At 67.2% G+C, this 25,653-nt stretch carries 19 protein-coding genes; 17 read left to right on the forward strand and 2 right to left on the reverse strand.

The genetic code is table 11. From position 1 onward, the window contains the following. Nucleotides 1-2 precede the first annotated feature (2 nt). From hisG to cueR, 16 genes are all read left to right on the forward strand, one after another. Complete coding sequence (gene hisG, locus QP512_RS09155; protein ID WP_286071810.1) at nt 3-914, forward strand: ATP phosphoribosyltransferase; 912 nt, start codon at nt 3-5, stop codon at nt 912-914. Continuing rightward, nucleotides 911-2,206 (forward strand): histidinol dehydrogenase, encoded by a 1,296-nt coding sequence (gene hisD / locus QP512_RS09160; RefSeq protein ID WP_286071811.1) that lies wholly within the window; start codon nt 911-913, stop codon nt 2,204-2,206. Before hisG ends, hisD begins: the two co-directional genes overlap by 4 nt. After that, entirely contained in the window at nt 2,203-3,297 is a 1,095-nt protein-coding gene (hisC, locus tag QP512_RS09165) for a histidinol-phosphate transaminase (RefSeq protein WP_286071812.1), read from the forward strand. Before hisD ends, hisC begins: the two co-directional genes overlap by 4 nt. Next, a complete protein-coding gene (hisB, locus tag QP512_RS09170; RefSeq protein ID WP_286071813.1) occupies nt 3,294-4,367 on the forward strand; it encodes a bifunctional histidinol-phosphatase/imidazoleglycerol-phosphate dehydratase HisB in 1,074 nt (357 codons plus the stop codon). The genes hisC and hisB overlap by 4 nt, the downstream gene beginning before the upstream one ends. Next, complete coding sequence (gene hisH / locus QP512_RS09175; RefSeq protein ID WP_286071814.1) at nt 4,364-4,966, forward strand: imidazole glycerol phosphate synthase subunit HisH; 603 nt, start codon at nt 4,364-4,366, stop codon at nt 4,964-4,966. Before hisB ends, hisH begins: the two co-directional genes overlap by 4 nt. Then, complete coding sequence (hisA, locus tag QP512_RS09180; protein WP_286071815.1) at nt 4,963-5,697, forward strand: 1-(5-phosphoribosyl)-5-[(5-phosphoribosylamino)methylideneamino]imidazole-4-carboxamide isomerase; 735 nt, start codon at nt 4,963-4,965, stop codon at nt 5,695-5,697. Before hisH ends, hisA begins: the two co-directional genes overlap by 4 nt. Beyond that, nucleotides 5,691-6,467: an imidazole glycerol phosphate synthase subunit HisF gene (gene hisF, locus QP512_RS09185; RefSeq protein ID WP_286071816.1), complete on the forward strand. Its 777-nt coding sequence runs from the start codon at nt 5,691-5,693 to the stop codon at nt 6,465-6,467. Before hisA ends, hisF begins: the two co-directional genes overlap by 7 nt. Beyond that, complete coding sequence (hisIE, locus tag QP512_RS09190) at nt 6,457-7,077, forward strand: bifunctional phosphoribosyl-AMP cyclohydrolase/phosphoribosyl-ATP diphosphatase HisIE (RefSeq protein ID WP_286071817.1); 621 nt, start codon at nt 6,457-6,459, stop codon at nt 7,075-7,077. Before hisF ends, hisIE begins: the two co-directional genes overlap by 11 nt. A gap of 150 nt (nt 7,078-7,227) precedes the next feature. After that, nucleotides 7,228-8,817, forward strand: coding sequence for a calcineurin-like phosphoesterase family protein (locus QP512_RS09195; protein WP_286071818.1), 1,590 nt, complete (start codon nt 7,228-7,230; stop codon nt 8,815-8,817). 35 nt (nt 8,818-8,852) lie between these two features. Then, nucleotides 8,853-9,137, forward strand: a complete 285-nt coding sequence (locus QP512_RS09200) for a hypothetical protein (RefSeq protein WP_006436871.1) — start codon at nt 8,853-8,855, stop codon at nt 9,135-9,137. Nucleotides 9,138-9,221: 84 nt separating this feature from the next. Next, entirely contained in the window at nt 9,222-10,244 is a 1,023-nt protein-coding gene (locus tag QP512_RS09205; RefSeq protein WP_286071819.1) for a glucokinase, read from the forward strand. A 51-nt stretch (nt 10,245-10,295) separates the two neighbouring features. Continuing rightward, entirely contained in the window at nt 10,296-11,294 is a 999-nt protein-coding gene (locus QP512_RS09210) for a N(4)-(beta-N-acetylglucosaminyl)-L-asparaginase (protein WP_286071820.1), read from the forward strand. Continuing rightward, nucleotides 11,291-12,028, forward strand: coding sequence for a copper homeostasis protein CutC (locus QP512_RS09215; RefSeq protein ID WP_286071821.1), 738 nt, complete (start codon nt 11,291-11,293; stop codon nt 12,026-12,028). The genes QP512_RS09210 and QP512_RS09215 overlap by 4 nt, the downstream gene beginning before the upstream one ends. 404 nt (nt 12,029-12,432) lie before the next feature. Then, nucleotides 12,433-15,390, forward strand: coding sequence for a TonB-dependent receptor (locus QP512_RS09220; RefSeq protein WP_286071822.1), 2,958 nt, complete (start codon nt 12,433-12,435; stop codon nt 15,388-15,390). Between the two features lie 130 nt (nt 15,391-15,520). Next, nucleotides 15,521-18,022, forward strand: a complete 2,502-nt coding sequence (locus tag QP512_RS09225; protein ID WP_286071823.1) for a heavy metal translocating P-type ATPase — start codon at nt 15,521-15,523, stop codon at nt 18,020-18,022. A gap of 11 nt (nt 18,023-18,033) precedes the next feature. Next, on the forward strand, nt 18,034-18,489 hold the full coding sequence (gene cueR, locus QP512_RS09230) for a Cu(I)-responsive transcriptional regulator (protein WP_286071824.1): 456 nt from the start codon (nt 18,034-18,036) through the stop codon (nt 18,487-18,489). A 78-nt stretch (nt 18,490-18,567) separates the two neighbouring features. Here the strand turns inward: cueR and QP512_RS09235 are convergent, their stop codons facing one another. Beyond that, nucleotides 18,568-18,762, reverse strand: a complete 195-nt coding sequence (locus tag QP512_RS09235; protein ID WP_049436233.1) for a heavy-metal-associated domain-containing protein — start codon at nt 18,760-18,762, stop codon at nt 18,568-18,570. Nucleotides 18,763-18,985: 223 nt separating this feature from the next. Then, nucleotides 18,986-22,063, reverse strand: a complete 3,078-nt coding sequence (locus QP512_RS09240) for a TonB-dependent receptor (protein ID WP_286071825.1) — start codon at nt 22,061-22,063, stop codon at nt 18,986-18,988. A gap of 1,050 nt (nt 22,064-23,113) precedes the next feature. Here QP512_RS09240 and QP512_RS09245 point away from each other — a divergent pair. Beyond that, a complete protein-coding gene (locus tag QP512_RS09245) occupies nt 23,114-25,579 on the forward strand; it encodes a GH92 family glycosyl hydrolase (RefSeq protein WP_345783114.1) in 2,466 nt (821 codons plus the stop codon). Nucleotides 25,580-25,653: the final 74 nt, after the last annotated feature.

Raw genomic sequence — 25,653 nt, forward strand, 5'->3', positions numbered from 1 at the left:
CCATGAGTGCAACCCAGGCAGCGCCGGCACGCGACCGGCTGCGAATCGCCATCCAGAAGAGCGGCCGGCTGGCCGAGCCCGCCCGCAACCTGCTCAGTGCCTGTGGCCTGAGCTGGCGCGAGAGCCGCGACAAGCTGTTCTGCTACGGCGAATCGCTGCCGGTGGACCTGCTGCTGGTGCGCGACGACGACATTCCTGGCCTGATCGCCGACGGCGTCTGCGACCTCGGCATCGTCGGCCGCAACGAGCTGGACGAGCAGGCCGCCGCACGCCGCCAGATCGGCCTGCCAGACGCCTACCAGGCCCTGCGCGGGCTGGGCTTCGGCCAGTGCCGGCTGATGCTGGCCGTGCCCGAAGAATGGCAGTGGGAAGGCCCGGCGCAGCTGGCCGGCACCCGCATCGCCACCAGCTACCCGGCCATCCTCAAGCAGTGGCTGGCCGAGCAGGGCGTGGACGCGCAGGTGGTTGAACTCTCCGGCTCGGTGGAAATCGCCCCGCGCCTGGGCACCGCCGAACTGATCTGCGACCTGGTGTCCAGCGGCGCCACCCTGCGCGCCAACCAGCTCACCCCGGTGCACAACCTGCTGGACAGCGAAGCCGTGCTGGCCGGTGCAGTACGCGTGCCGGACGATGCCCGCGCCGGGCTGCGCAGCATGCTGCTGCGGCGCCTGGACGGCGTGGTGCAGAGGCAGGATCGCAAGCTGCTGATGTTCCGCGCCAGCGAGGACCGCGTGGACGCGCTGGCGCAGCTGCTGGCCGATGCCGAACCGCTGGTGCGTTTGCCTGCAGATGGCGGTGCGCTGCGCCTGCAGACCATGTGCCCCGGCCCGTTGAGCTGGCAGCGCATGGAAGAACTGGAGCGCGCTGGCGCGCAGGGCCTGATGGTGTTGAGCGTGGAGCGGTCGCTGGCATGAATCGTCTGATCTGGTCGCAACTTGACGAGCCCGCACGTGGCGCGGCACTGACCCGCCCAGTGCAGACCGTGGCGCAACAGACCCGCGACGCGGTGGCGGCGCTGATCGCGCAGGTGCGGGCGCAGGGCGACGACGCGCTGCGTGAGATCACCGCACGTTTCGACGGTGTCGAGCTGGTCGCCTTTGAAGTGTCCGAAACCGAGTTCGCGGCCGCCGAAGCGGCGGTGCCGGCCGAACTGCGCCAGGCGATGGTCGAAGCTGCCGAGCGCATCACGCGCTTCCATGAGGCCGGCATGGGCAAGGGCTATGCGGTGGAGACTGCGCCCGGCGTGGTCTGCGAGCGCATGCTGCGGCCGATCGGCCGGGTCGGCCTGTACGTGCCAGCGGGCAGCGCGCCGCTGCCGTCCACTGCGTTGATGCTGGGCGTGCCGGCACAGCTGGCGGGTTGCCCGCAGGTGGTCCTGTGCACGCCGCCGCGCGCCGACGGCACGGCAGATCCTGCGGTACTGGTGGCCGCGCGGCTGACCGGCGTGCAGCGCGTGTTCAAGCTCGGCGGCGCGCAGGCGATTGCCGCGATGGCCTATGGCACCGACAGCATTCCCGCCTGCGACAAGCTGTTCGGGCCCGGCAACAGCTTCGTCACCGAAGCCAAGCAGCAGGTCGCACAGGATGGCGCCGCCGCCATCGACATGCCGGCAGGTCCGTCGGAAGTGCTGGTGATCGCCGATGCCGGTGCCAATCCGGCGTTCGTGGCGGCCGATCTTCTGTCGCAGGCCGAGCACGGCCCGGATTCGCAGGTGCTGCTGCTGACCGACGATGCGGCGATGCTGGCGGCGGTCGAGGCCGAAGTGGAGCGCCAGGTGGCCGTGCTGCCGCGCCAGCAGATCGCACGCCAGGCGCTGTCGGCCTCGCGCCTGATCCAGGTCGATTCGCTGGACGAAGCCTTCGCGATCAGCAACCGCTATGCGCCCGAGCACCTGATCCTGGCCCTGCGCGACCCGCGCGCATGGCTGGACAAGGTGCAGGCGGCCGGCTCGGTGTTCCTGGGGGATTACACCCCCGAAGCACTGGGCGACTACTGCAGCGGCACCAACCATGTGCTGCCGACCGCCGGTGCCGCGCGTGCCTACAGCGGCGTCAGCGTTGCCAGCTTCCAGAACCTGATCAGCGTGCAGAGCGCCAGCGCCGCCGGCCTGGCCGCGATCGGCGCCTGCGCGCGCGTCATCGCCAGTGCCGAGGGCCTCGACGCGCACGAACGTGCGGTCGCCCTGCGCATGGAGGCTGCCGCATGAGCACCGCCATTGATGACGTGCTGGCACTGGTGCGCCCGGACCTGCAGGCCTTTGCCGGCTACACCTCGGCGCGCAGTGCGGCGGTGCAGGGCGAGGTCTGGTTGAACGCCAATGAGTCGGCCTGGGCCAATCCCGCTGATGGTGCAGGCAGCAGCCGGCGCTATCCCGAACCACAGCCCTTGGCGCTGCGCGAAGGCCTGGCCGCACTGTATGGCGTGCAGCCGCAGCAGCTGCTGATCGGGCGCGGTAGTGACGAGGCCATCGATCTGCTGGTGCGCGCGCTGTGCGTGCCGGGCCGCGATGGCGTGCTGGTCACGCCGCCGGTGTTCGGCATGTACGCCGTCTGCGCACGCCTGCAAGGCGCCACACTGATTGAAGTGCCGCTCGTGGACAGCGAGGATGGCCTGCGTGCTGATCTGGATGCGGTGATCGACACCGCCACCGCGCGCAATGCCAAGCTGGTGTTCCTGTGTGCACCGTCGAACCCGGCCGGCAGCGATATCAGCCTGGACGAGGTAGAGCGCGTGGTGGTGGCGTTGCGCGGGCAGGCACTGGTGGTGGTGGACGAGGCCTACGTCGAGTACGCGCAGCGTCCGTCGGCAACCACGCTGCTGGCTGCGCACGCCAACCTTGCGGTACTGCGCACGCTGTCGAAGGCGCACGCGCTTGCCGCCTCGCGCATCGGTACCCTGATCGCAGCTCCGGAACTGATTGCCGTGCTGCGCCGCTGCCAGGCGCCGTACCCGGTGCCGACGCCCTGTGCGGAACTGGCGGTGCAGGCGCTGCAACCGGCCACACTGGCACGCACCGCTGAGCGCGTGGCGACGGTCATCGCCGAGCGCGAGCGGCTGCGCGTAGCGTTGCCCAGCCTGCCCGGCGTGCGCCGCGTGTATGCCTCGTCCGGCAACTACCTGCTGGTTCGCTTCAGCGATGCGCAGGCCGCATTCGATGCACTGCTGGCGGCTGGCGTGGTGGTGCGTGACCAGCGCGCCGCGCCGCAGCTGGGCGATGCCCTGCGCATCAGCATCGGCAGCCCCGAAGAAAACGACCGCGTGCTTGCGGCCCTGTCGGCGCGGAGGGCCGCAGCATGACCCCGATCCTGTTCATCGATCGCGACGGCACCCTCATCGAGGAGCCGGCCGATTTCCAGATCGACGCCTACGAAAAGCTGCGCTTCGTGCCGCAGGTGATCCCGGCCCTGCTGAAGCTGCGCGATGCCGGCTACCAGTTCGTGATCGTCACCAACCAGGATGGCCTGGGCAGCGAAAGCTACCCGCGCGCCAGCTTCGATGGCCCCAACGACCTGATGCTGCAGATCTTCGAAAGCCAGGGCATCCGCTTCCGTGACGTGCTGATCGACTGCAGTTGGCCGCAGGACAATGCACCCACGCGCAAGCCGGGCATCGGGCTGATGACAGCCTACCTGCAGGACCGCAGCATCGACTGGGCGCGCTCCGGCATGGTCGGCGATCGCCTCACCGACCTGCAGTTCGCCGATAACCTCAACATCCGGGGTTTCCAGCTGCGCACCGAACAGTTCGGCGGCGAGTGGGATTGGGCCGGTATCGCCCATGCCCTGGCCGATGCACCGCGTACTGCCGTGGTCCAGCGCAACACCAAGGAGACGAAGATCCACGTCGAACTGGACCTGGACCGTGCCGGCGATGCCAACATCCACACCGGCCTGCCGTTCTTCGACCATATGCTGGAGCAGATCGGCAAGCACGGCGGCTTCGCCCTGGACATCCGGGCCGAGGGCGACCTGCATATCGACGAGCACCACACCATCGAGGACACCGGGCTGGCCCTGGGCCAGGCCCTGCGCGAAGCGCTGGGTGACAAGCGCGGCATCGGCCGCTATGGCTTCACCCTGCCGATGGACGAGTCCCTGGCCAGCGCTGCGCTGGATTTCAGCGGCCGGCCGTATTTCGTGTTCGAAGGCGAGTTCAAGCGCGAGCGGGTGGGCGACATGCCGACCGAGCTGGTGCCGCACTTCTTCCGTTCGCTGTGCGATGCCAGCGGGTTGAACCTCAACCTGCAGGTACGCGGTGACAACGACCATCACAAGGTGGAGGCCTGCTTCAAGGCGTTGGCGCGCGCGCTGCGGCCGGCGTTGGCCCGGCAGGGCACGGCGTTGCCGACCACCAAGGGGGCGCTGTGAGTGACGTTGCGCTGATCGACGCGGGCGGTGCCAATCTTGGTTCGGTGCGCTATGCGCTTGAACGCCTCGGCGCCAGCGTTCGGCTGGTGCGCGATGCCGATGGGCTGGTTGGCGCGCAGCGGGTGATCCTGCCCGGCGTCGGCGCGGCGGGTCCCGGTATGCAGCGTCTGCACGCGCAGGGCCTGGTCGAGCCGTTGCAACGGCTGGAAGTGCCGCTGATGGGGATCTGCCTCGGCATGCAGCTGCTGTTCGAACGCTCCGAGGAAGCGGGCGTGGAGACACTGGGGCTGATTCCCGGCGTGGTGCGCAAGCTGGTGCCGGCCTGCGGCATCCGCGTGCCGCACATGGGCTGGAACCGGCTGTTGCCGCTGCGCGAATCGCGGCTGCTGCGCGGCGTACCGGAGCGCGCCAGCGCCTATTTCGTGCACAGCTATGCGGCGCCGCTCAATACCCACACCGTCGCAGCCTGCGATCACGGCGGCCTGTTCAGTGCCGTGGTGGAGCAGGGGCGCTACTACGGCGCACAGTTCCACCCCGAGCGCTCCGGCGAGACCGGCTCGCTGATGCTTCGCAATTTCCTCGAGGGCACCGCTGCATGAGTTTCATCGTCTACCCCGCGCTGGATATCCGCGATGGCCGCGTGGTGCGGCTGCGCCAGGGCGACTACGCGCAGGAAACCTCGTATGGCGACGACCCCCTGCCGCGCGCGCAGGCCTTTGCTGCGCAGGGCGCGCAGTGGATGCACCTGGTGGACCTGGATGCCGCACGTGCCGGTGGCTACACGCTGGCGCCGCTGTTGGCATCCATTCGTGCACAGACCCCGTTGCAGGTTCAGACCGGCGGTGGCGTGCGCGGCCGCGACGACGTGGCGCGCATCCTCGATGGCGGCGCCGCCCGCGTGGTGGTCGGTTCGCTGGCAGTACGTCGCCCCGACGAAGTGGTCGGCTGGCTGGAGGAGTTCGGTGCCGAGCGCATCACCATTGCGCTGGATGCCCGCCAGGATGCGCAGGGCCAATGGCAGCTGCCTGTGCACGGCTGGACCGAGAGCGCCGGGGTGACGCTGGACGACCTCGCCCTCCGCTACGCGCGCGCCGGCATGCGCCACCTGCTGTGCACCGACATCGCCCGTGACGGCATGCTGGCCGGGCCCAACATCAGCCTTTACCAGCACCTGTCGGCACTGCTGCCGGGCGTGGCGGTGCAGGCTTCTGGCGGCATTCGTGACGTGGCCGATGTTGCCGAAGCGCGAAGTGCGGGCTGCGGCGGTGCGATCCTCGGCAAGGCGCTGCTGGAACAGCGCATGGACCTGGCGGAGGCGCTGGCATGTTGAGCCGCCGCATCATTCCCTGCCTGGACGTGCGCGCTGGCCGCGTGGTCAAGGGCGTGCGTTTCCGTGACCATGTCGACATGGGCGACATCGCCGAGCTGGCGCAGCGCTACCGCGACCAGGGCGCCGACGAGCTGGTGTTCTATGACATCGGCGCCAGCCCCGAGGCACGTTCGGTGGACGTGGCCTGGATCGAGCGCATCGCACGGCTGATTGATATCCCGTTCTGCGTGGCCGGTGGCATCGACAGCGTGGAGACCGCCCGGCGCGTGCTGTTTGCCGGTGCCGACAAGGTGTCGATCAACTCGCCCGCGCTGGGGCGCCCGGAACTGATCACCGAGCTGGCCGACGAGTTCGGCGTACAGTGCGTGGTGGTGGGCGTCGATTCGGTGCGCGAGCCCGATGGGCAATGGCGGGTGCGCCGCTTCAGCGGTGACCCGGACAAGACCCAGGCAGTGGCGTTGCGTACCCTGGACTGGATCGTCGAAGCGCAGCGCCGTGGTGCCGGCGAGATCGTATTGAACTGCATGGACAGCGACGGCGTGCGCCGTGGCTACGATGTCGTGCAGCTGCAGCAGGCGCGGGCATTGTGCCAGGTGCCGCTGATCGCCTCCGGCGGCGCCGGTGCGATGGAGCACTTCGCCGAAGCCTTCGACCAGGCCGATGTGGATGGCGCGCTGGCCGCCAGCGTGTTCCACAGCGGCGCCATCGCCATTCCGGAATTGAAGCGCTACCTGCGCGGGCAGCAGATCGAGGTGCGGGATGTCTATTGAAGTGAAGCCGTCACTGGATGCGCTGCAGGCGCTGGACTGGAGCAAGGGCGAAGGCCTGCTGCCTGCGGTGGTGCAGGATGCCGATACCCTGCAGGTGCTGATGCTGGGCTATGTGAGCGCCGAATCGCTGGCGGCGACCCTGGCCATCGGCCACATGACCTTCTTCAGCCGCAGCAAGCAGCGGCTGTGGACCAAGGGCGAGCAGTCCGGCAACGTGCTGGTGGTGCAGTCGATCAGCGTGGACTGCGATGCCGACACGCTGCTGGTGATGGCGCGCCCGGCCGGGCCGACCTGTCACACCGGTGCGGAGAGCTGCTTCGATGGCGCGCCGAAGGACTTCCTTGGCGGGCTGGGCCAGCTGGTGGCGATGCGCGAGGCGCAGCGGCCACCGGGCAGCTACACCACCAGCCTGTTCGAGGGCGGCATCCGCCGCATCGCGCAGAAGGTGGGCGAGGAGGGCGTGGAAACCGCCTTGGCGGCGGTGGCGCAGGATGACGAGGCGCTGCTCGGCGAGGCTTCGGACCTGCTGTACCACCTGCTGGTGCTGCTGCGCGCGCGCGGGCTGTCGTTGGAGGATGCGCGGGCGGTGCTGGAAAAGCGCCATCGTTGAGGGGTTTGTAGAGCCGAGCCCATGCTCGGCTGCTCTGGAGCTTCAAGCCAGCCGAGCACGGGCTCGGCTCTACAGGGCGCATGCGCCACCGCGTGCGCGATGTCATCAACGGAATCTACAATAGGCGGTCTTTCTTTACCGGACCGTCCCATGAAACTGCCTGCCGCCTGGCTGTGCTGCCTGTTGCTGACCTCGCCGGCCTGGGCCGCGGACACCGTGGTCACTGGCAAGGTCTATCTGGAGCGCGACGGCAAGCCGGGCCGCGGTGCCACCGATCCGGGGCTGGCCGGGGTGCAGGTCTCCAACGGCGAGACCATCGTCAAGACCGCCGCCGATGGCAGCTACAGCCTTCCGGTGCGTGACGGCCAGACCGTGTTCGTGATCAAGCCGGATGCCTACGCCTTCCTGAAAGCGACCGATGGCCTGCCGTCGTTCTGGCGCCACTACCGCCCGAACGGCTCGCCTGCGCTGAAGTACGGCGGCATCGCCGCGACCAGCGACGTCACCCGCAACTGGGATTTCGCGCTGCAGCCGGACCGCCATGACAGCCGCCGTGGTTTCCAGATGCTGGTGTTCACCGATTCGCAGACCGCCAGCCTGAAGGACATCGGCTACTACCAGCAGTCGATCGTGGCGCCGCTGGCCGGCCAGACCAGGGCGCGCCTGGGCACCACGCTGGGCGACATCGTCAACGACGATCTCACCCTGTATCCGGCGATCAACAAGGTCACCACCTCGCTGGGCGTGCCGTGGTTCCATGTGCCAGGCAACCACGACCTCGATTTCGACGCAGCCAGCGACGAGCATTCGCTGGACAGCTGGCGCAACATCTATGGCCCCGATACCTACGCGGTGGAAGAGGGCGGCGCCAGTTTCGTGTTCCTCGATGACGTGGTGTATGACCCGAAGGCCAGGCCGAAGTACGTTGGTGGCCTGCGCGAAGATCAGTTCGCCTTCCTCGCCAGCTACCTGAAGGGCCTGCACAAGGACCGCCTGCTGGTGCTGGGCATGCACATCCCGCTGTTCGACGCGGCGCCAGGGCGCGAGACCTTCCGCCATGCCGACCGCCAGCGCCTGTTCGACCTGCTCAAGGACTTCCGCAACGTGCTGGTGCTCAGTGGCCACAGCCACACCCAGCAGCACGTCTACCACGGCAGAACCGAAGGCTGGAACGGTGACAAGCCGCTGCACGAGTACAACGTCGGCGCCAACTGCGGCGCGTTCTGGTCGGGGGTCAAGGATGCCGCCGGCGTGCCGGACAGCACCATGAGTGATGGCACGCCGAAGGGCTATGCGCTGCTGGATGTCGCCGGCAATGGCAGCTACAGGCTGCAGTACCGTGTGGCAGGCAAGCCGGCCAGCGAGCAGATCGGCCTGCATGCACCGAAAGTGCTGCGCCAGGGCGCCTATCCGGCGTGGGGCATCTATGCCAACGTCTACATGGGCGAGGATGCCAGCGTGGTCGAGTACCGCGTCGACGGCGGCGCCTGGCAGCCGATGAAGCAGGTCAGCCAGCCCGATCCACGCCTGATGGTGGAGAACGTGGCCGACGATCTGGCTGGCAGCCTGCGCGGCTACGATCGTTCGCCGGAGGCCACCGCATCGCCTCACCTGTGGCGTGGCGCGCTGCCGACGGATCTGGCGGTGGGCAGCCACAAGGTCGAGGTACGCTCCACCCAGCCCGATGGCGCGGTGTTCACCGCCACCAGCAGCTACAGCCTGCAGACTGCCCAGCCCTGATACGCCGCAAGGCCTCTCCAGCGAAAGGACCCCGCATGGATATCCGCTTCATGGCCGGCACTACGCCGGTGACCCTCAGCCGCCACTGGTTCACTGGCGCGATGCTGCTGCAGAGCGCCACCGAGAAGGTCTGGGTGCAGCATCCGTGGCATCCGGGCACGCATTTCTCGTTCTCGCTGGTACAGTCGTGGCTGCGCCACATCGCCGGGCATGAAGTGCTTGTCGAGCGTACCCGGCCGCTGCTGTTCGCCGGTTTCCGCCCGCAGCGGCTGCGGGTGCTGGTGGATGGTGTGCAGGTGGCCGAACAGGAAGGCATGTAGGCCAACCTGAACCACTGTCACGCTAGGCAAAGCCGCCCCGATGCCTGAGAATCGGGGCGATTCAATCGATCCAAGCAGGCCAGCGTGACCATCGCAGCAGCGTCCCCGGTTTCCTCCGACTCCGCCCGCGGCGGTCTTCCGCGCAGTCTCGTTGTCGCCGATGTCGGCGGCACCTTCGCCCGCCTCGCCCTGGCGGAAACGCAACCCGGCCAGGCGCCGCGGCTGGGCAGCCATCGCACCTACGCGTGCGCCGAGCATCCCGGCCTGGCGGCGATCCTTGCTGATTTCACCGCAGGCCTCAGCCAGCCAGTGCAGACCGCGGTGGTGGCCATCGCCGGCCTGCTCGATGGCGATGTGCTGATCAATTCCAACCTGCCGTGGACGGTCTCGCTGTCGGCCACCCGCGCGCAGTCCGGTCTGCATGAGCTGCAGTTGATCAATGATTTCGAAGCGGTGGCGCTGGCCATCCCGTACCTGCAGCCGGACACCCTGGTGCCACTGAACGGCGACGCCGATCCGGCGCAGGCGTTCCCGGCACTGGTGCTGGGTGCCGGTACCGGCCTGGGCGCCGCGCTGCGTTTCGCTGATGGCGAGCGCCCGGTGCTGGCCAGCGAGATCGGCCATGCTTCCCTTGGCGCCGGCAACGCGCTTGAACTGCAGGTACTGGGCAAGCTGCTGCAGCGCTGGCCGCATGTGGACAACGAGCGTGTGCTGTCCGGCAGTGGCCTGATGAACCTGTATCCGTGCCTGTGCGAGCTGCGCGGGTCCACCCCGGTGTGGACCAGCACCGAGGCGCTGATCGGCGCCGCCCGCAGCGGCGAGGATGCGCTGGCCGTGGAGACGCTGCAGGTGTTCTGTGCCTGGCTGGGCAGCCTGGCGGGCGACGCAGCGATCGCCGTCGGTGCACGTTCGGTGTACCTGGCCGGCGGCATTTCCGCGCACGTGCAGGATTTCCTGGCCGACGGCCGCTTCCGTGAGCGCTTCCTCAACAAGGGCGTGCTGACCGAAGTGCTGCGCCAGGTGCCGGTGTGGCGCGTGGAACACGGCCAGCTGGGCGTGCTCGGCGCAGCGGTCTGGCACGCCGCACGGCAGCCCACGCACGACTGATCGGCACGGCCGGCATCGGGCCGGCGGTGCATTGCAGACTGGGAGGGGAAGATGGTGGATCGCAGGCAGTTCCTGCAGGCCGGTGCACTGGCCGCAGGCATGGCGGCTTTGCCGGGCGTGCAGGGACGCACGCAGGGTGGGGCCCGGGTGGTCTCCACCTGGGACTTCGGCGTACCGGCCAACCAGGCCGCATGGAACGTGCTGGCGCAGGGTGGCAGCGCGCTGGACGCGGTGGAAGCGGGCGCACGCTGGGCCGAGAGCGAGCTGTGCAACCCCACCGTCGGCCAGTGCGGCAATCCGGATCGCGACGGCGTGCTGAGCTTGGATGCCAGCATCATGGATGGCGATGGCCGCTGTGGCGCGGTGGCCGCGCTGGTCGACATCCTGCATCCGGTGTCCGTGGCCCGCAAAGTCATGGAGAACAGCCCGCATGTACTTCTGGTGGGCGACGGCGCGCAGCAGTTCGCGGTGCAGCAGGGCTTCGAACGCCAGCACCTGCTGACGCCGCAGGCCGAGGCGGCCTGGCGCGAGTGGCTGAAGACCGAGAAGTACCAGCCGCAGATCAATGCCGAGCGCCGTGGTATTCCCGGCAACAGCGACAACCACGACACCATCGGCATGCTGGCACTGGATGCCAAGGGCCATCTGGCCGGTGCCTGCACCACCAGTGGCATGGCGTGGAAACTGCACGGTCGCGTTGGCGACAGCCCGATCATCGGTGCCGGCCTCTACGTCGACAACGACGTCGGTGCAGCCACTGCCTCGGGCGTGGGCGAGGAGATGATCCGCAACGCCGCCTCGTTCCTGGTGGTCGAACTGATGCGCCAGGGGCGCTCGCCGGCGCAGGCCTGCCGCGAAGCGATCGTCCGCGTGGTGCGCAAGCGCCCGGAAGCGAGCAGAACGTTGCAGGTGTGCTTCCTGGCCATGAACAAGCAGGGCGAGGTGGGCGCCTACGCGCTGCATCGCGGTTTCGTCTACGCCGTGTGCGATGCGCAGCGCCAGGATGACCTGCGCGACTCGCCGTCGATCTACACGAGCACCCAGGCGTGAGCACGCGCCTGACCCTGGAGATCGCCAGCAACTCGCTGGCCTCGGCGCTGGCCGCGCAGGCCGGCGGCGCCGACCGTATCGAACTGTTCGACAACCTGGCCGAGGGCGGCACCACGCCGTCCTTCGCCAGCATCGCGATCGCACGCGAACGCCTGTCGATCCCGCTGTTCGTGCTGGTGCGGCCGCGCCCGGGCGACTTCCACTACGACGCACTGGAAACCGAACTGATGCTGCGTGACATCGCGCAGTGCCGCGCGCTGGGGTGCGATGGCGTGGTGATCGGCGCGATGGATGTGCAAGGCGGTGTTGACGTGGCGTTGTGCCGCGAGCTGGTCCAGGCCGCCGGGCCGTTGCAGGTGACCTTCCATCGCGCGTTCGACGCGGCTCGCGATCTGTCGGCGGCGCTGGAGCAGGTGATCGGGCTCGGCTGCCAGCGTGTGCTGACGTCCGGCGGCCAGGTCAGCGCCGAGGCCGGCGCCGATGTCCTGGCGGGGCTGGTTACCCAGGCCGCCGGACGTATTGCGGTGATGGCAGGTGCCGGGCTGGGTCCGGCCAACATCGCGGCCGTTGCGCGACGGACCGGCTGCACCGAACTGCACGCCTCGGCCAAGGGACTGCGGCGCTCGGCCATGCAGTTCCACAACCCGGCCCTGCGCGGGCTGGACCCGGACTGGAGCCAGACCGCTACCGCCACCGTGGCCTCGCTGCGGCAGGCGCTGGACGGCGCAAGGTAGCCCGCTTCTTGTGTAGAGCCGAGCCCACGCTAGGCTGCGCTTCGCGGCAAACAGCAGCCGAGCGCGGGCTCGGCTCTACAACGACGCGCTGTCGTGCGTACACGCCATCACGGACAGAACCGTTCCGCGCGGGGTTGTCGTGATCGTGTCATTGACGTGTGCGCCGGTCTCTCAGCGATGTTTCGCAACCCTTTGATTGCTATCGGTACTGGAAGCGAATAGCGGCATGTCGCTGCATGTTGCTGCGTTGCCGCATGCCGGGTGTGATTCAGCTGTGCTTTAGTTTGGATCGATCCACAGGGGAGGGTGCTGCGTCGGTCCCGAACCGATCCAGGCGCCCGGATCACCCGTAGTGCCGCACCACCACCCGTCCATGCGTCCACACTTTCGAAGAGCAACCACCCATGGCTCAGATCGTCCGCAAGCGCCGTCACCTGCTGTCCCAGGCCCTGGTCCTGGCCCTGCTTCCCCTGGCTGCCAGTGCGCAGGAGGCGGCCAGTTCGTCCACCAAGGATCTCGACGCGGTCACGGTCACCGGCTCGCGCATCAAGCGCGCCAGCGTCGAGGGCCCGGCGCCGGTCAACGTAATCAGCGCCGCGCAGATCCAGAAGGAAGGCTTCGTCAGCGTGTACGACGCGCTGAAGACCCTCACCGAGGCCACCGGCACCGTCGAGGCGGCCTCGCAATGGGGCTCGCACACGCCCAACGCCAGCGGCCTGAACCTGCGCGGCATGGGCCCGAACCGCTCGCTGCTGCTGGTCAATGGCCGTCGTGTGGCCGACTACCCGCTGCCGTACGGCGGCGAGACCAACTTCTCCAACTACGGCAACATTCCGGCTGCTGCGGTGGAACGCATCGAAGTACTGACCGGTGGGGCCTCGGCCATCTATGGCTCGGATGCGATTGCCGGCGTGGTCAACGTCATCCTGAAAACCAATTTCGACGGCGACGAAGTGCGCGTGCGTGGTGGTACCTCCACCGAGGGCGGGCGCGATACCTGGGACCTGTCCTGGGCCGGCGGCAAGACCGGCGACAACTGGAGCGTGACCTACGCGCTGCAGTACACCAAGCGCGATCCGTTGTTCGGCCGCGATCGCCCGCAGATGGACGATGCCGATGATGCACCGTATCCGTCCTGGAACATGGAACAGCGCAAGGTTGGCTTCCGTCCCACCGCCGGCCTGGCGCTGATCGATCCGAGCAACGGCCAGCGCCTGGCGCCACCGGCCGGCACCTGCGAGAAGTTCGATGGCGAGTACTACACCGCCGATCGATTGGTCTACAACTACGCCGCCAACACCATCACCAACACCGGCCGGCTGTGCGGCATGAGCGCCGACTACGCCAACTGGCTGCTCACCGGCGGCGCCGAGAACGTGTCCGGCAACCTGTATGCCACCTTTGATTTCAGCAACGACCTGCAGGCTTGGACCAACCTGGCGGTATACCGCTCGGAGGCCATCTGGGGCACCAACCCGCCCGGCGTGTCGCTGGTCGATGATGACAACGGCTACTACTGGGATGCCAACCGCAACCGCCCGATCCTGGGCGCGCGCCAGTTCACTCCGAACGAGGTGGGCGGACTGGATACGCTGCGCAACACCAATCGCGAACTGTCCTGGGACTGGAGCGCCGGCCTGCGCGGCCGACTCGCTGACCGCTTCGACTGGAGCGCCACGGTGGGGCGGTCGTATTACCGCGTGGAAGAGCGGCAGAACGTGGTGGACAAGCAGAAGTCGTACGACTACTTCCTCGGCCCGCGCCTCGGCACCACTGCCGATGGCGAAGCGATCTACGCGTTGAACGAATCGCGCTGGTGGAATCCGCTGACGCCGGACCAGTACTGGCAGATGGGCACGGTGGCGAAGAACCGTGCGGCGTCGTGGGTCAACCAGGCCTCGGCGGACATCACCGGCGAGCTGTTCCAGGGATGGGCCGGCCCGATCTCGTTCGCCGCCGTGGCCGAAGTCGCGCAGCAGGGCTACCACCTCCGTCCGGACCCGCGCGCCGGCATCGACTTCGACCTGCAGAACGTCGATCGCGGCGGCGGCGAGCGCACCCGCTATTCGGCCGGCGTCGAGTTCAAGATCCCGCTGCTGGAGAGCGTGACCGCCACCGCGGCCGCGCGCTATGACCGCTATGGCAACTACAAGGCCGACGACAGCAGCGAAGCGCTGGACATCGGCAGCCAGAAGGAAACCACCTGGAATGTCGGCCTGGAATGGCGCCCCGTGGAATCGCTGCTGGTGCGCGGCTCGTATGCCACCAGCTTCCACGCGCCGGACATGCACTACCTGCTGGGCCAGCCGAGCAGCTCCGAAGTACAGACCTATGACCGCCTGCGCTGCATCCAGAGTGGTGCCTACCTGGTCAACAACTGCGGCGTGGGCAACACCGATGTCTGGTACACGTTCGATGTGAACCGCCGTGGCACGCCGCTGCTGCGCTCGGAAACCGGTGATTCGTGGACCGTCGGGTTCGTCTGGGACGTGCTGCCGAACCTGTCGGTCAGCGCCAACTACTGGGCGATCAAACTGGAAGACATGATCGTCGACGTTGGCGCCGACGAGGTGCTGGCCAGCGAAGCGGGCTGCCTGACCGGCAAGAACATGGACGGTACGCCGTGGGCCAATCCGGCCGGCGGCGAGTACTGTGCCGGCATCCTGGCACGTGTGAACCGCGACAGCAACGGGCGCCTGGTATCGATCGAGCGCGGCCCGTTCAACCTGGCCAGTCGTGAGGTGCGTGGCATCGACCTGACCGCACGCTATCGCCTGGACACCGCACAGTGGGGCAGCTTCCAGCTGGGCCTGAACTACACCAACCAGATCTCCACCAAGGAACAGCGCTACGCCAACGACCCGAATCCGGAGCGCCGCGACCGTGACCTGCGCAGCAAGCTGCGCGCGAGCCTGGCCTGGCAGCGCGGCAACTGGAACGCCAACGTCTATGCCGACCGCGTCGGCTCGGTGCCGGGCGTGCGCTACCACTGGGGCACCGACCGCCTGGACAACCCCGGCGGCTGCCTGCCGTTCGCCGATGGCTACGTGCCCAGTGACAGCCCGTCGCTGAACTGCCTGGAGCCGGCGACGCGTCCGGACGGCTCGCCCAACCCGAACCCGAATGCAGGCCAGCAGACCGCCCGCTATTTCGGCAGGGTCGGGCCGTTCATCACCTGGAACTTCAACGTGGGCTACCAGGTGACCGAACACGCGAAGGTCAACGTGTACGTCAACAACGCGTTCAACTCGGCCAGCTGGAACCACAAGGATCCGTACAAGCTGGACTACGACTTCGCCCCGACCCGCCTGCTGGGTGCGGTGGGCCGCGAGTTCGCGCTGGAGTATGTGTTCACCTTCTGAGGCGGGTTTCAGGCGGTACGCCGGGCATGGCCCGGCGCTACCGGTCGATCCCGGGGCGGCTGGATTTGACCTTCCCACGATGGAAAGGTTTAGCCTGTCCGCATCCAGAAGGAACCCCGGGAATCCGATCATGAGCACGCCCCGAGCCATTGCGGCCCCCGCAAGCCCTGCCACCATCAGCCTGCCCATCGAGGGCATGACCTGCGCCAGCTGTGTGGGCCGGGTCGAGGCAGCACTGTCCAGGGTCGAGGGCGTCGGCAGCGTCTCTGTGAACCTCGCCACCGAGCGCGCGGACATCCGGCCCTCCGGTCCGGTCGATCGCGCCGCGCTGATCCAGGCGGTGCAGCGGGTGGGCTATGACGTGCCGGCCGGCACCACCGAGTTGTCGGTAGAGGGCATGACCTGCGCGTCCTGCGTGGGCCGTGTAGAACGTGCGCTGCTCGCGGTGCCGGGGGTCAGCCAGGCCAGCGTGAACCTGGCCACCGAACGCGCCACGGTGCGCGGCGTGGCCGATGTGGCCACCCTGGTCGCCGCCATCGACAAGGCCGGTTATGACGCGCGGGTGATCGAGGCGGGCGTGCACTCCGATGACGAGGCTGCGGAAAAGAAGGATGCCGAGCGCGCTGAACTGAAGCGCGACCTGATCGTGGCGACCGCGCTGGCGCTGCCGGTGTTCGTGCTGGAGATGGGGTCGCATCTGATTCCCGGCATGCACGAATGGGTGATGTCGACGATCGGCATGCAGGCCAGCTGGTACCTGCAGTTCGTGCTGACCGCGCTGGTGCTGGCCATTCCGGGCCGCCGTTTCTACCAGAAGGGGTTCCCGGCGCTGCTGCGGCTTGCGCCGGACATGAACTCGCTGGTGGCGGTGGGCAGCGCCGCGGCGTTCGGCTATTCGGTGGTGGCGACCTTTGCACCACGGTTGTTGCCGCAGGACACGGTCAACGTCTACTACGAAGCAGCGGCAGTGATCGTCGCGCTGATCCTGCTCGGCCGCTTCCTTGAAGCGCGTGCCAAGGGCCGCACCTCCGAGGCGATCAAGCGCCTGGTCAACCTGCAGGCCAAGGTCGCGCATGTGATCCGTGACGGTCGCGCGGCCGACATCCCGGTCGATGAAGTGCTGAGCGGCGACGTGGTGGAAGTGCGCCCCGGCGAGCGCGTGCCGGTGGATGGCGAGGTGATCGAAGGCCGCAGCTACATCGACGAGTCGATGATCAGCGGCGAGCCGGTTCCGGTCGAGAAGCTGCCGGGCAGCAGCGTTGTCGGTGGCACGGTCAACCAGAAGGGCGCACTGACGGTACGTGCGACCGCAGTGGGTGCGCAGACCATGCTGGCGCAGATCATCCGCATGGTCGAACAGGCGCAGGGCTCGAAGCTGCCGATCCAGGCCGTGGTCGACAAGGTCACGTTGTGGTTCGTGCCGGCGGTAATGCTGGCGGCGCTGGCGACGTTCGCGGTCTGGTTGATCTTCGGCCCGTCGCTGGCGCTGAGCTTCGCGCTGGTCAATGCGGTGGCGGTGCTGATCATTGCCTGCCCGTGTGCGATGGGGCTGGCTACGCCGACTTCGATCATGGTCGGCACCGGTCGTGGCGCCGAACTGGGCGTGCTGTTCCGCAAGGGCGAGGCGCTGCAGCTGCTGAAGGACGCGCAGGTGGTGGCGGTGGACAAGACCGGTACGTTGACCGAGGGCCGCCCGCGCCTCACCGACTTCGAGATCACCGGCGGTTTTGATCGCAGCACGGTGCTGGCGGCGGTGGCGGCGGTGGAATCGCGCTCGGAGCATCCGATTGCCCGCGCCATCGTTGACGCGGCCACCGAGCAGGGCATCGCGTTGCCGGCGATGGCCGATTTCGAATCGGTCACCGGCATGGGCGTGCGTGCCAACGTCGATGGTGCGCGGGTGGAGGTCGGTGCCGATCGCTTCATGCGCGACCTCGGCGTCGACATCACTGTGTCTGCGACGCTGGCGGCAGCGCTGGGCAGCCAGGGCAAGTCGCCGCTGTATACCGCCGTCGACGGCCGCCTGGCCGCGATCATCGCGGTGTCCGATCCAATCAAGCCGAGCACGCCGGCCGCGATCGCGGCACTGCATCAGCTCGGTCTGAAGGTGGCGATGATCACCGGTGACAACGCCGGTACCGCGCAGGCGATCGCGCGGCAGCTCGGCATCGACGAGGTCGTGGCCGAGGTGCTGCCGGAAGGCAAGGTCGAGGCGGTGCGCCGCTTGAAGGCCACCTACGGTCATGTAGCGTTCGTTGGAGACGGCATCAACGATGCACCCGCGCTGGCCGAGGCCGATGTCGGCCTGGCCATCGGGACCGGCACGGATATCGCAGTGGAATCGGCCGATGTGGTGCTGATGTCGGGCAATCTGCAGGGCGTGCCGAATGCCATCGCGCTCTCGAAGGCGACGCTGGGCAACATCCGGCAGAACCTGTTCTGGGCGTTCGCCTACAACACCGCGTTGATTCCGGTGGCGGCCGGTGTGCTGTACCCGGTCTTGGGCGTGCTGCTGTCGCCGGTGTTCGCGGCCGGTGCGATGGGATTGTCCAGCGTGTTCGTGCTCGGCAACGCGCTGCGCCTGCGCCGCTTTCAGCCACCGATGGCGGACGCCGCCGCTGCCACCCACTGAAGGAGATCCGCATGAATATCGGTGACGCTGCCAAGGCCTCCAGCGTGTCGGCGAAGATGATCCGCTACTACGAACAGATCGGCCTGATTCCTGCGGCCGATAGAACCGAGTCGGGCTACCGGGCTTACTCGCAGGCGGACATCCACCGCCTGCGTTTCATCCGCCGCGCACGCGATCTCGGCTTCCAGGTGGCCGAAATCACCGACCTGCTGGGCCTGTGGAATGACACTTCGCGGCACAGCGCCGACGTGAAGCGCCTGGCCGAGCAGCACATCGCCGATCTGGAGCAGCGCATCGAGCACATGCGGCAGATGGCGGACACGCTGAAATCGCTGATCAGCTGCTGCGCGGGAGATGAGCGCCCGGAGTGCCCAATCCTGCAGCGGCTGGGTGAGGACGATGAGACGCCGGTGACGGTCGATACGGCAAAGACCGGTGCGGTGCGGCGACGCAGCCAGAAGCAGTGAATCGATATCGCGTGCACTAGAAGGCCCGCCCTGTGACAGTGCACGGGGCGGGCTTCCTTGTGGACGCAGGGCAGGGGATCAGACGGTACGCGGCGGGAAACCGGCATCGTTCACCGCGGCGAACACCTGTTCCTGCGACGCGGTGGTCTGCACCTTGACCAGGCCGGTCGGCGGGTCGGCAACCACGCTGGCGTTCGGATCGATCTGCTGGATCGCGCGGGTCACGCTGCGCGCGCAACCACCGCAGGTCATGCCGTCGACATGGAATTCCATCTGTAGCTCCTTCGGTGCTCGTGAGGTCGAATCAGTGTGCACCTTCCAACGATGGCAGGGTCAAGCGCCGGGCTGAATGACGACGCACCGGTGAGCACGCACCAACGGGCACGCACCAATGAAGACGGCAGCCACCTGTACCAGCGCGGCTGCCGTGGAGGAACGTCCCCACCGGGGCGGTGCGAGGGTTGCGCCGGGGAGGGCCCGGGCAACCCGTAGTGCCTTAGAACTTCCAGGTGGCGCCGAAGTACAGCTGGCGGCCTGCGTAGGTGTTGGAGATCAGGCGGGCCTTGGTGTCGTTGCCCAGGTGCACGCGCTGCTCGGACTTGGTCGCATTGATCACCGATGCGGTCAGGGTCCAGTCCGGGGTCAGGTTGTAGGCAACATTCAGGTCCAGCTGGTCGTACGGTTCGGTGTAGACGGTGAGGCCGTTGTTGAGCCCGCCGACCACCTGGCCGCGACGGTTGAACGAAGCGCGCGCCAGGAACTTCTCGTTCTCGTAGAACACCGTCACGTTGGCCTGGTTCTTGGCGCTGCCGACCAGCGGCGAGGAGCCGATTTCCTGCCCATCAAGCACGATGGATGCCAGGTTGGTGTCGTTGTAGGTGTAGTTGGCCTGCACGCCAACACCGAAATCGAAGGTGTACTGGCCGTACAGCTCTACGCCCTGCGACACGCCATCGCGACCATTGGCCTGGGTTTCGTAGCGCTGCACGTTCACGGCTTCACCGCCGATGACCATCGGCGTGTCGCGCACCACCGGCAGGGTGAAGTTGTCCACGTTCTTGCGGAACAGGCCGACACCGGCCACCGCACCCGGCTGGAAGTACCACTCCAGGCCGAGGTCGAACTGGGTGGCCTTGAACGGTTCCAGCTGCTTGTTGCTGCCTTGGCCGACCCAGCCTGCGGTCGAGGCGCCGCCGGCAACGCGGCGGTCATTGACGTACTCGTCGCTGTAGTAGCTCAGTGCGCCCGGTGCCGCGATGTCGGTGTAGCCAGGACGGGCGATGACCTTGGAGGCGGCGCCACGCAACACGAGGGTATCGGTGATGTCCCAGGCAATGTTGAAGCTCGGCAGCACGTCGGTGTAGGTGCGGTCCACGCCGATCAGGCTGTAGGTCTTGCTCTGCGCCAGGTCGTGCGGCAGGCGCACGAAGCCGCTCTCGCAGCTGTAGGTCGGGTAGGCCGCAGCGGTCGGGTCGGTGCACGCCATCGGCGCGCCGGAGGCGTTGTCCAGGAAGTAGTCGTTGAACTTCTCGATCGAATCGGAGGACTGCGCGAACTGCTTGGTGCGCACCACGCGCACGCCAACATTGCCGCGCACGCGCTCGGTGCGGAAGTTGGCCTGGAAGTAGCCCGAGTAGATCTTCTCGTTGACGTCGTAGACGAAGTCTTCCTCGGTACGGTTGTGCGAACCGCCGTAGGTCTTGTTCAGGTAATCGATGTAGGCCGGGTAGTTGATGCCCGGGAACACGTTGGCATTGAACCCGCCCGCGATGTTGCTGATCGGATTGGACAGGAAGAAGCCGGGCTGCGCGTCGCCAGCGGTCGGATCGCAACCGCTCTGGTAACGGCTGTTGTCATAGTCGGCCGGGTCACGGCCCGGGCACACCCAATAGGTGTTGCCGGTATTGCGGTGGACCTTGCCGTCGCGATACTTGGCGCCGAACTGGATCGAGTCCAGCCAGCCGGATTCGAACAACTTGGTGACGTCGGCCTGGAAGTAGTTCTGCTTGACCTCGGTGCGCTTCCACGACGAATCGGTCGAGCCGGTGTCGACTTCGGCAATGCCGTTCATCAGCTGCTGCTGCAGGTCGGGCGAGAAGGTGGCCGAGGGCGTGCCGGTCAGATCCCAGGCGCTGTACAGATTGCCCGACAGATAGTCGTTGCCGACCTTGCGGCGCGGCTTGGCCGACATGCGGAAGTTCATCGAAGGACCACCTTCGGACCAGGTGCGGCCGCCGGTGAACGAGGCCTTCCACAGCGGGCTGATATCCCAGTCGATGGTCAGGTCAGCGGTCTGCGACAGCGCCTTTTCCTTGCTGTAGCCACCGGTCAGCTGCGGTGTGGGAACCGTGCAGTCGTCCGGGCCCCAGCCGCCGGGCTGGAGGCCGGCCGCCTTGGCCTGGTCTTCGCTGCAGTAGTAGGTCTTTCCGGCCAGCTTCTCGAACTGCGCCCCGGTGACAGTGTTGCCGCTGGGGTCGAAGTCCAGGCCGTTGAGCAGGCGGCCGCCCGCCCAGTTTCCGTCTCCGTTGAAGCGGGCCATGCTCCATTCCGGAATCTTCAGCATGTTCTGGGTGTAGTCACCCTGCAGCTCGAAGCGGAAGTAGTTGGCCGTCATCGTGACGTTGTCGACCGGCTTGAACTGGAAGGTCAGCTGGCCGCCCTTGCGCTCGCGCTTTTCTTCCTTCACGGCGAAGTTGACCGACGTCGGCATGAAGAAGTCGCTGTAGTTGCCGCCGGTCTGGTTGTTGAAGCCGGACCTGCCCCACCAGTAGTGGATGCCGTCCTGCGCCTGCACGTTGCCATAGGCATCGCGCGCCTTGCCGGCGCCATACCACTGGTAGTCCTCGGTGCTGGCTTCCATGGTGCGGGTGGTGCGCTTCTGCTGGGTCACGCCGACCAGCACGCCGAAGCGCTCATCCTTGCTGTGCCACGAGTACAACGCCGACGCCTGCGGGTCGATATCGTGGTGGGTATCGGAGGACGTACCCTCGAGCGTGACGAAGCCTGAGTTGGATTCCATGTCCAGTGGGCGACGGGTGTGCAGGATCACCGTTCCGCCGATGCCGCCTTCGTCGATGCGTGCTTCCGGCGACTTGAACAGCTCGGCGCTGGACAGCATGTTCGACGGCAGCAGCGTGTAGTTGAACGAACGGGTGGCCTCGTCGTTGGTTTCCGACGTGGCGACGTAGTTGCCGTTCAACTGGGTCAGGGTCAGGTCCGGCGCAAGGCCGCGCACGCTGACACTCTTGCCTTCGCCACCGCTGCGGGTGATGACCACGCCCGGCACGCGCTGCAGCGCGTCGGCGACGTTCTTGTCGGGGAACTTGCCGACGTCTTCGGCGGTGATCACCTCGACCACGGCGTTGGCGTCGCGCTTCTGCTCAAGGCTCTTTTCGATGGCGTAGCGGTAGCCGGTGACCTGGACGCTGTCCAGGTTGGTGGCGTCCTGCGAGCCGGTGGAAGCGGCCTGCTGCGCGGCGGCGCCTGCCGGAATGACGGCGGCGACCAGGGCCAGCGCGATGGCCAGTGACAATGCGTCCTGGCCGTGCGTGCGTGTTGAATGCTTCATTCCCATCTCTCCCTCTCTCCTGGATTGATCCGGTGACGTGGCACGGACAACTTGAATCGATCTAATTTGAAGTGACATTGTCGCTTTCGCCATGCAGTGGCAGTAGCACCGTGCGCGTGGCCTGGTACGTCCTGTTCCTGCTTCCCCAACTCCCGGCCATCGCAACGTCGTCTTGGATCGATCTAAGCGATGGGCGGGCGTTTTGTAGCATGGGTCGCGCATGGGCGCATGCTGCTGCGCAATATGGTACTGGCGTGGCGAAGTTATGACGGTTTGCTGAAAACAGTGAAATCGTTTTCGTGCGCAGAGGAGGGTGCGTCGGCAGGCCTGCGCCCTGCACCTGCTTCAAGCCAGGGCGACGTCTACAGCCAAAGCCAAAGCCAAAGCCAAAGCGGCTCTGGGTTGTCTGTGGCTTGGCGGGGCGGTGTCGGATTGCGGGGACGCCGTAAACCCGTCCATGGGGGCTTGGCCGCGGCATCCATGCCGCGGACACCCCGCAATCCGACACCGCCCCACCTTCGACAGTTTCCCGGTGACGGTTGGATTGATCCTGGTGCGGCATGGGGTCATGGGGTCAGATCCGTTTTCCGTTGGAAAACGGATCTGACCCCAATTGATTTCGCTATCTGACAGAGATTCATCCACGCATGGCGTGGATCTACAGATCGCGGGAATCTGTCGAAGGCGGGGTGGGTCCGGTTGCGGGGGCGTGAGCCGCATGGATGCGGCGATCGAGCTTACATGGACGTACTTGCAGCGTCCCCCGCAACCGGACCCACCCCGACTCCCCGCAGGAAACCAGCTTCTGCTGTTGCTGTTGCTCCAGCTTGTAGCAGGTGCAGGGCGCAGCCCTGCCGAACATCCTCATCTCATGCTGCGCCGCAGAATGCATTCGGCTGAACCTGCATGCTCTACTTGAATCGATCTAAATCCACGGTCTGGTGGGTCGGGCGTCATTCCAGGGGGAGCTCTCTGCCGATCATGGCAGGGCTCAGCGGAAGCGAGCCGGACGGCCCCGGCCGTCTGCCTCCGTGTCATCGACTACAGGAACCCGACATGCGTCCAGTGCCGTCCGCTCCCGCCGTCCCATCGACCTCGCGCCCGCTGGCGCGCCTGGCCTGCCTGCTGGCGCTTTCGGCCATGCCGATGCTGCTGCAGGCCGCGCCGGCAGCACTGGAGCGTGAGGTCAACACCTTCATCGGCAGCAAGGACGACGGCAATACCTTCCCGGGCGCGTCGGCGCCGTTCGGCCTGATCCAGGTCAGTCCGATCGGCAGCCACTATTCCGGCTGGCGCTACGACGACGAGAAGATCCGTGGCTTCGGCCATTCGTTCATTTCCGGCGCCGGTTGCTGGGAGCAGGGTGGGCAGGTGTCGATCCTGCCGGTGACCGGCAGCATCGGTCCGGGCGGTGATTTCGATACCGGCAACGCCAAGCAGTTCGATCACAAGGCGTACGCATCGAACTACACCCATGACGGCGAGATCGGCCAGGCCGGCTACTACAAGGTGCGGCTGACCAGCTATGGCGGCATCGACGCCGAGGCGACCGCGCGCACCCGCGCCGCCGCCGAGCGCTACACCTTCAGCCAGCGCCAGGGCGAAGGCCACGTGCTGGTCAATGTCGGCCAGGCCAACGAGCGCCATTCGGTGATCGGCAGCGTGGTCGACGTGGTCGGCGACCGCGTGGTGGAAGGCAAGCTGGTCACCAAGAGTTTCTGTGGCGGCCACCAGTACACCACCTGGTTCCGCATTGAGTTCGACCGCCCGTTCAAGGCGCACGGCACCTGGGGTGAGGGCGGTGGCCTGCCCGGTGCACGCCACAGCATGGAAGGCGAGCAGAAGCCGAACGGCGCTTGGCTCAGCTTCGATCTGGCCAAGGGCCAGTCGGTGACGGCGGTCAGCGCGATCTCGCACGTGGATGCCGAAGGCGCGCGCACCAACCTGCGCGCAGAAGGCATGCAGGGCGGCGCGCTGCTCGGTTTCGACCGCATGCGCACGTTGTCCCAGCAGTCCTGGCGCGAGCAGCTGGGACGAGTGCGGGTGCAGGGCGGTACCGCCGACGACCGCGCCGTGTTCTACAGCGCGGTCTACCACGCGCTGCTGCAGCCGATGACCGGCAACGATGCAGACGGCCGCTACCGCGGCTACGACGATGGCATCCATCGTGCCGACGGCTGGACCTACTACGAGTACTTCTCGCTGTGGGACACCTACCGGGCGCAGAACCAGTGGCTGGCACTGACCCGCCCGGACGTGGCGCGTGACATCGGCCGTACCCTGCTGGCGATCGACGAACAGGGCGGCTGGCTGCCGCGCTGGGGCTATGCCAACTTCGAGACCAACATCATGACCGGCGACCCGGTTACGCCGTTCATGGTCGACCTGTGGCGCTTCGGTGCACTCAAGGGCCGCGAATCGCAGGCCTGGGATGCGCTGCGCCGCAACGCCTTCGGCACGCCGCCGTTGAACTCGCGCATGGCTGGCCGCTCCGGCAACCCCACCTACCTGGACAAGGGTTATGTGGTCTACGACCGTGCTTACCCGTCCAAGGGCATGGACGTCGATCCGCACCACGGTGGCTCGGCCACACTGGAATACGCGCTGGCCGACTGCGCGCTCTCGCAGATGGCCGATGGCCTCGGCCATGCGCAGGATGCGGCGACGCTGCGTGAGCGCGGCCGCAACTGGCGCAAGGTGTGGGACCCGCAGGTGCGCGATGCCGAGACTGGCTTCACCGGTTTCCCGCGCCCGCGTACCGAGGACGGCCAGTGGTACACCCCGGCCGACGGTCACTACAGCCCGCGTTCGCATCACGGCTTCCATGAGGGCACCGCGTGGCAGTACCAGTGGCTGGCGCAGCAGGACGTGCCGGGCCTGGTCGAAGCGATGGATGGCCGGGCGCAGGCCGGCCGCCGCCTCGATGCCTTCTTTGCGATGGATGCGCTGCAGGCCGACCCGCTCAACGCCGCCCGCAAGGAATGGGTGGTTGGGCCGTACAGTTACTATAACCAGTTCCGCTACAACCCGAACAACGAGCCGGACCTGCACTCGCCGTGGCTGTACACGCTGATCGGCCAGCCGTGGAAGACCGCCGCCGTGGTGCGCGCTGCGCAGCAGCTGTTCACCAATGCCCCCAATGGCGTGACCGGCAACGATGACCTCGGCACGATGTCGGCCTGGTACCTGTTCAGCGCCATCGGCGTGTACCCGGCGGTCCCGGGCAGCGGCCAGTTCCTGCTGCATACTCCGCGCTTCAGCAAGGTGGAAGTGGACCTGGGCAATGGCCGGACCCTGCGCATCGACGCGCCGGGCGCCGACGGCCGTCGTCTGCAGTACGTGCAGGGTGTGCAGGTCGATGGCCAGGCGCATGCGCCGGTGTGGCTGGACTGGAATCAGCTGCAGCAGGGCCCGCGCCTGCACTTCGCGCTCGATGCGACGGCGCCGGAGCAGGGCTGGGGCACGGCGGTGAAGGACCTGCCGGTGTCCTGGTGCGCGGCGCCGGGTAGCCAGCTGCGCTGAGCCGGACTGTGCCGTTCGGGGTGACCCAGCGAACGGCACGGCACGACACGGCCCTGATCCATTAGGCTTGAGCC

This window comes from Stenotrophomonas sp. 57 (genome assembly GCF_030291075.1).
Lineage (GTDB): Bacteria > Pseudomonadota > Gammaproteobacteria > Xanthomonadales > Xanthomonadaceae > Stenotrophomonas.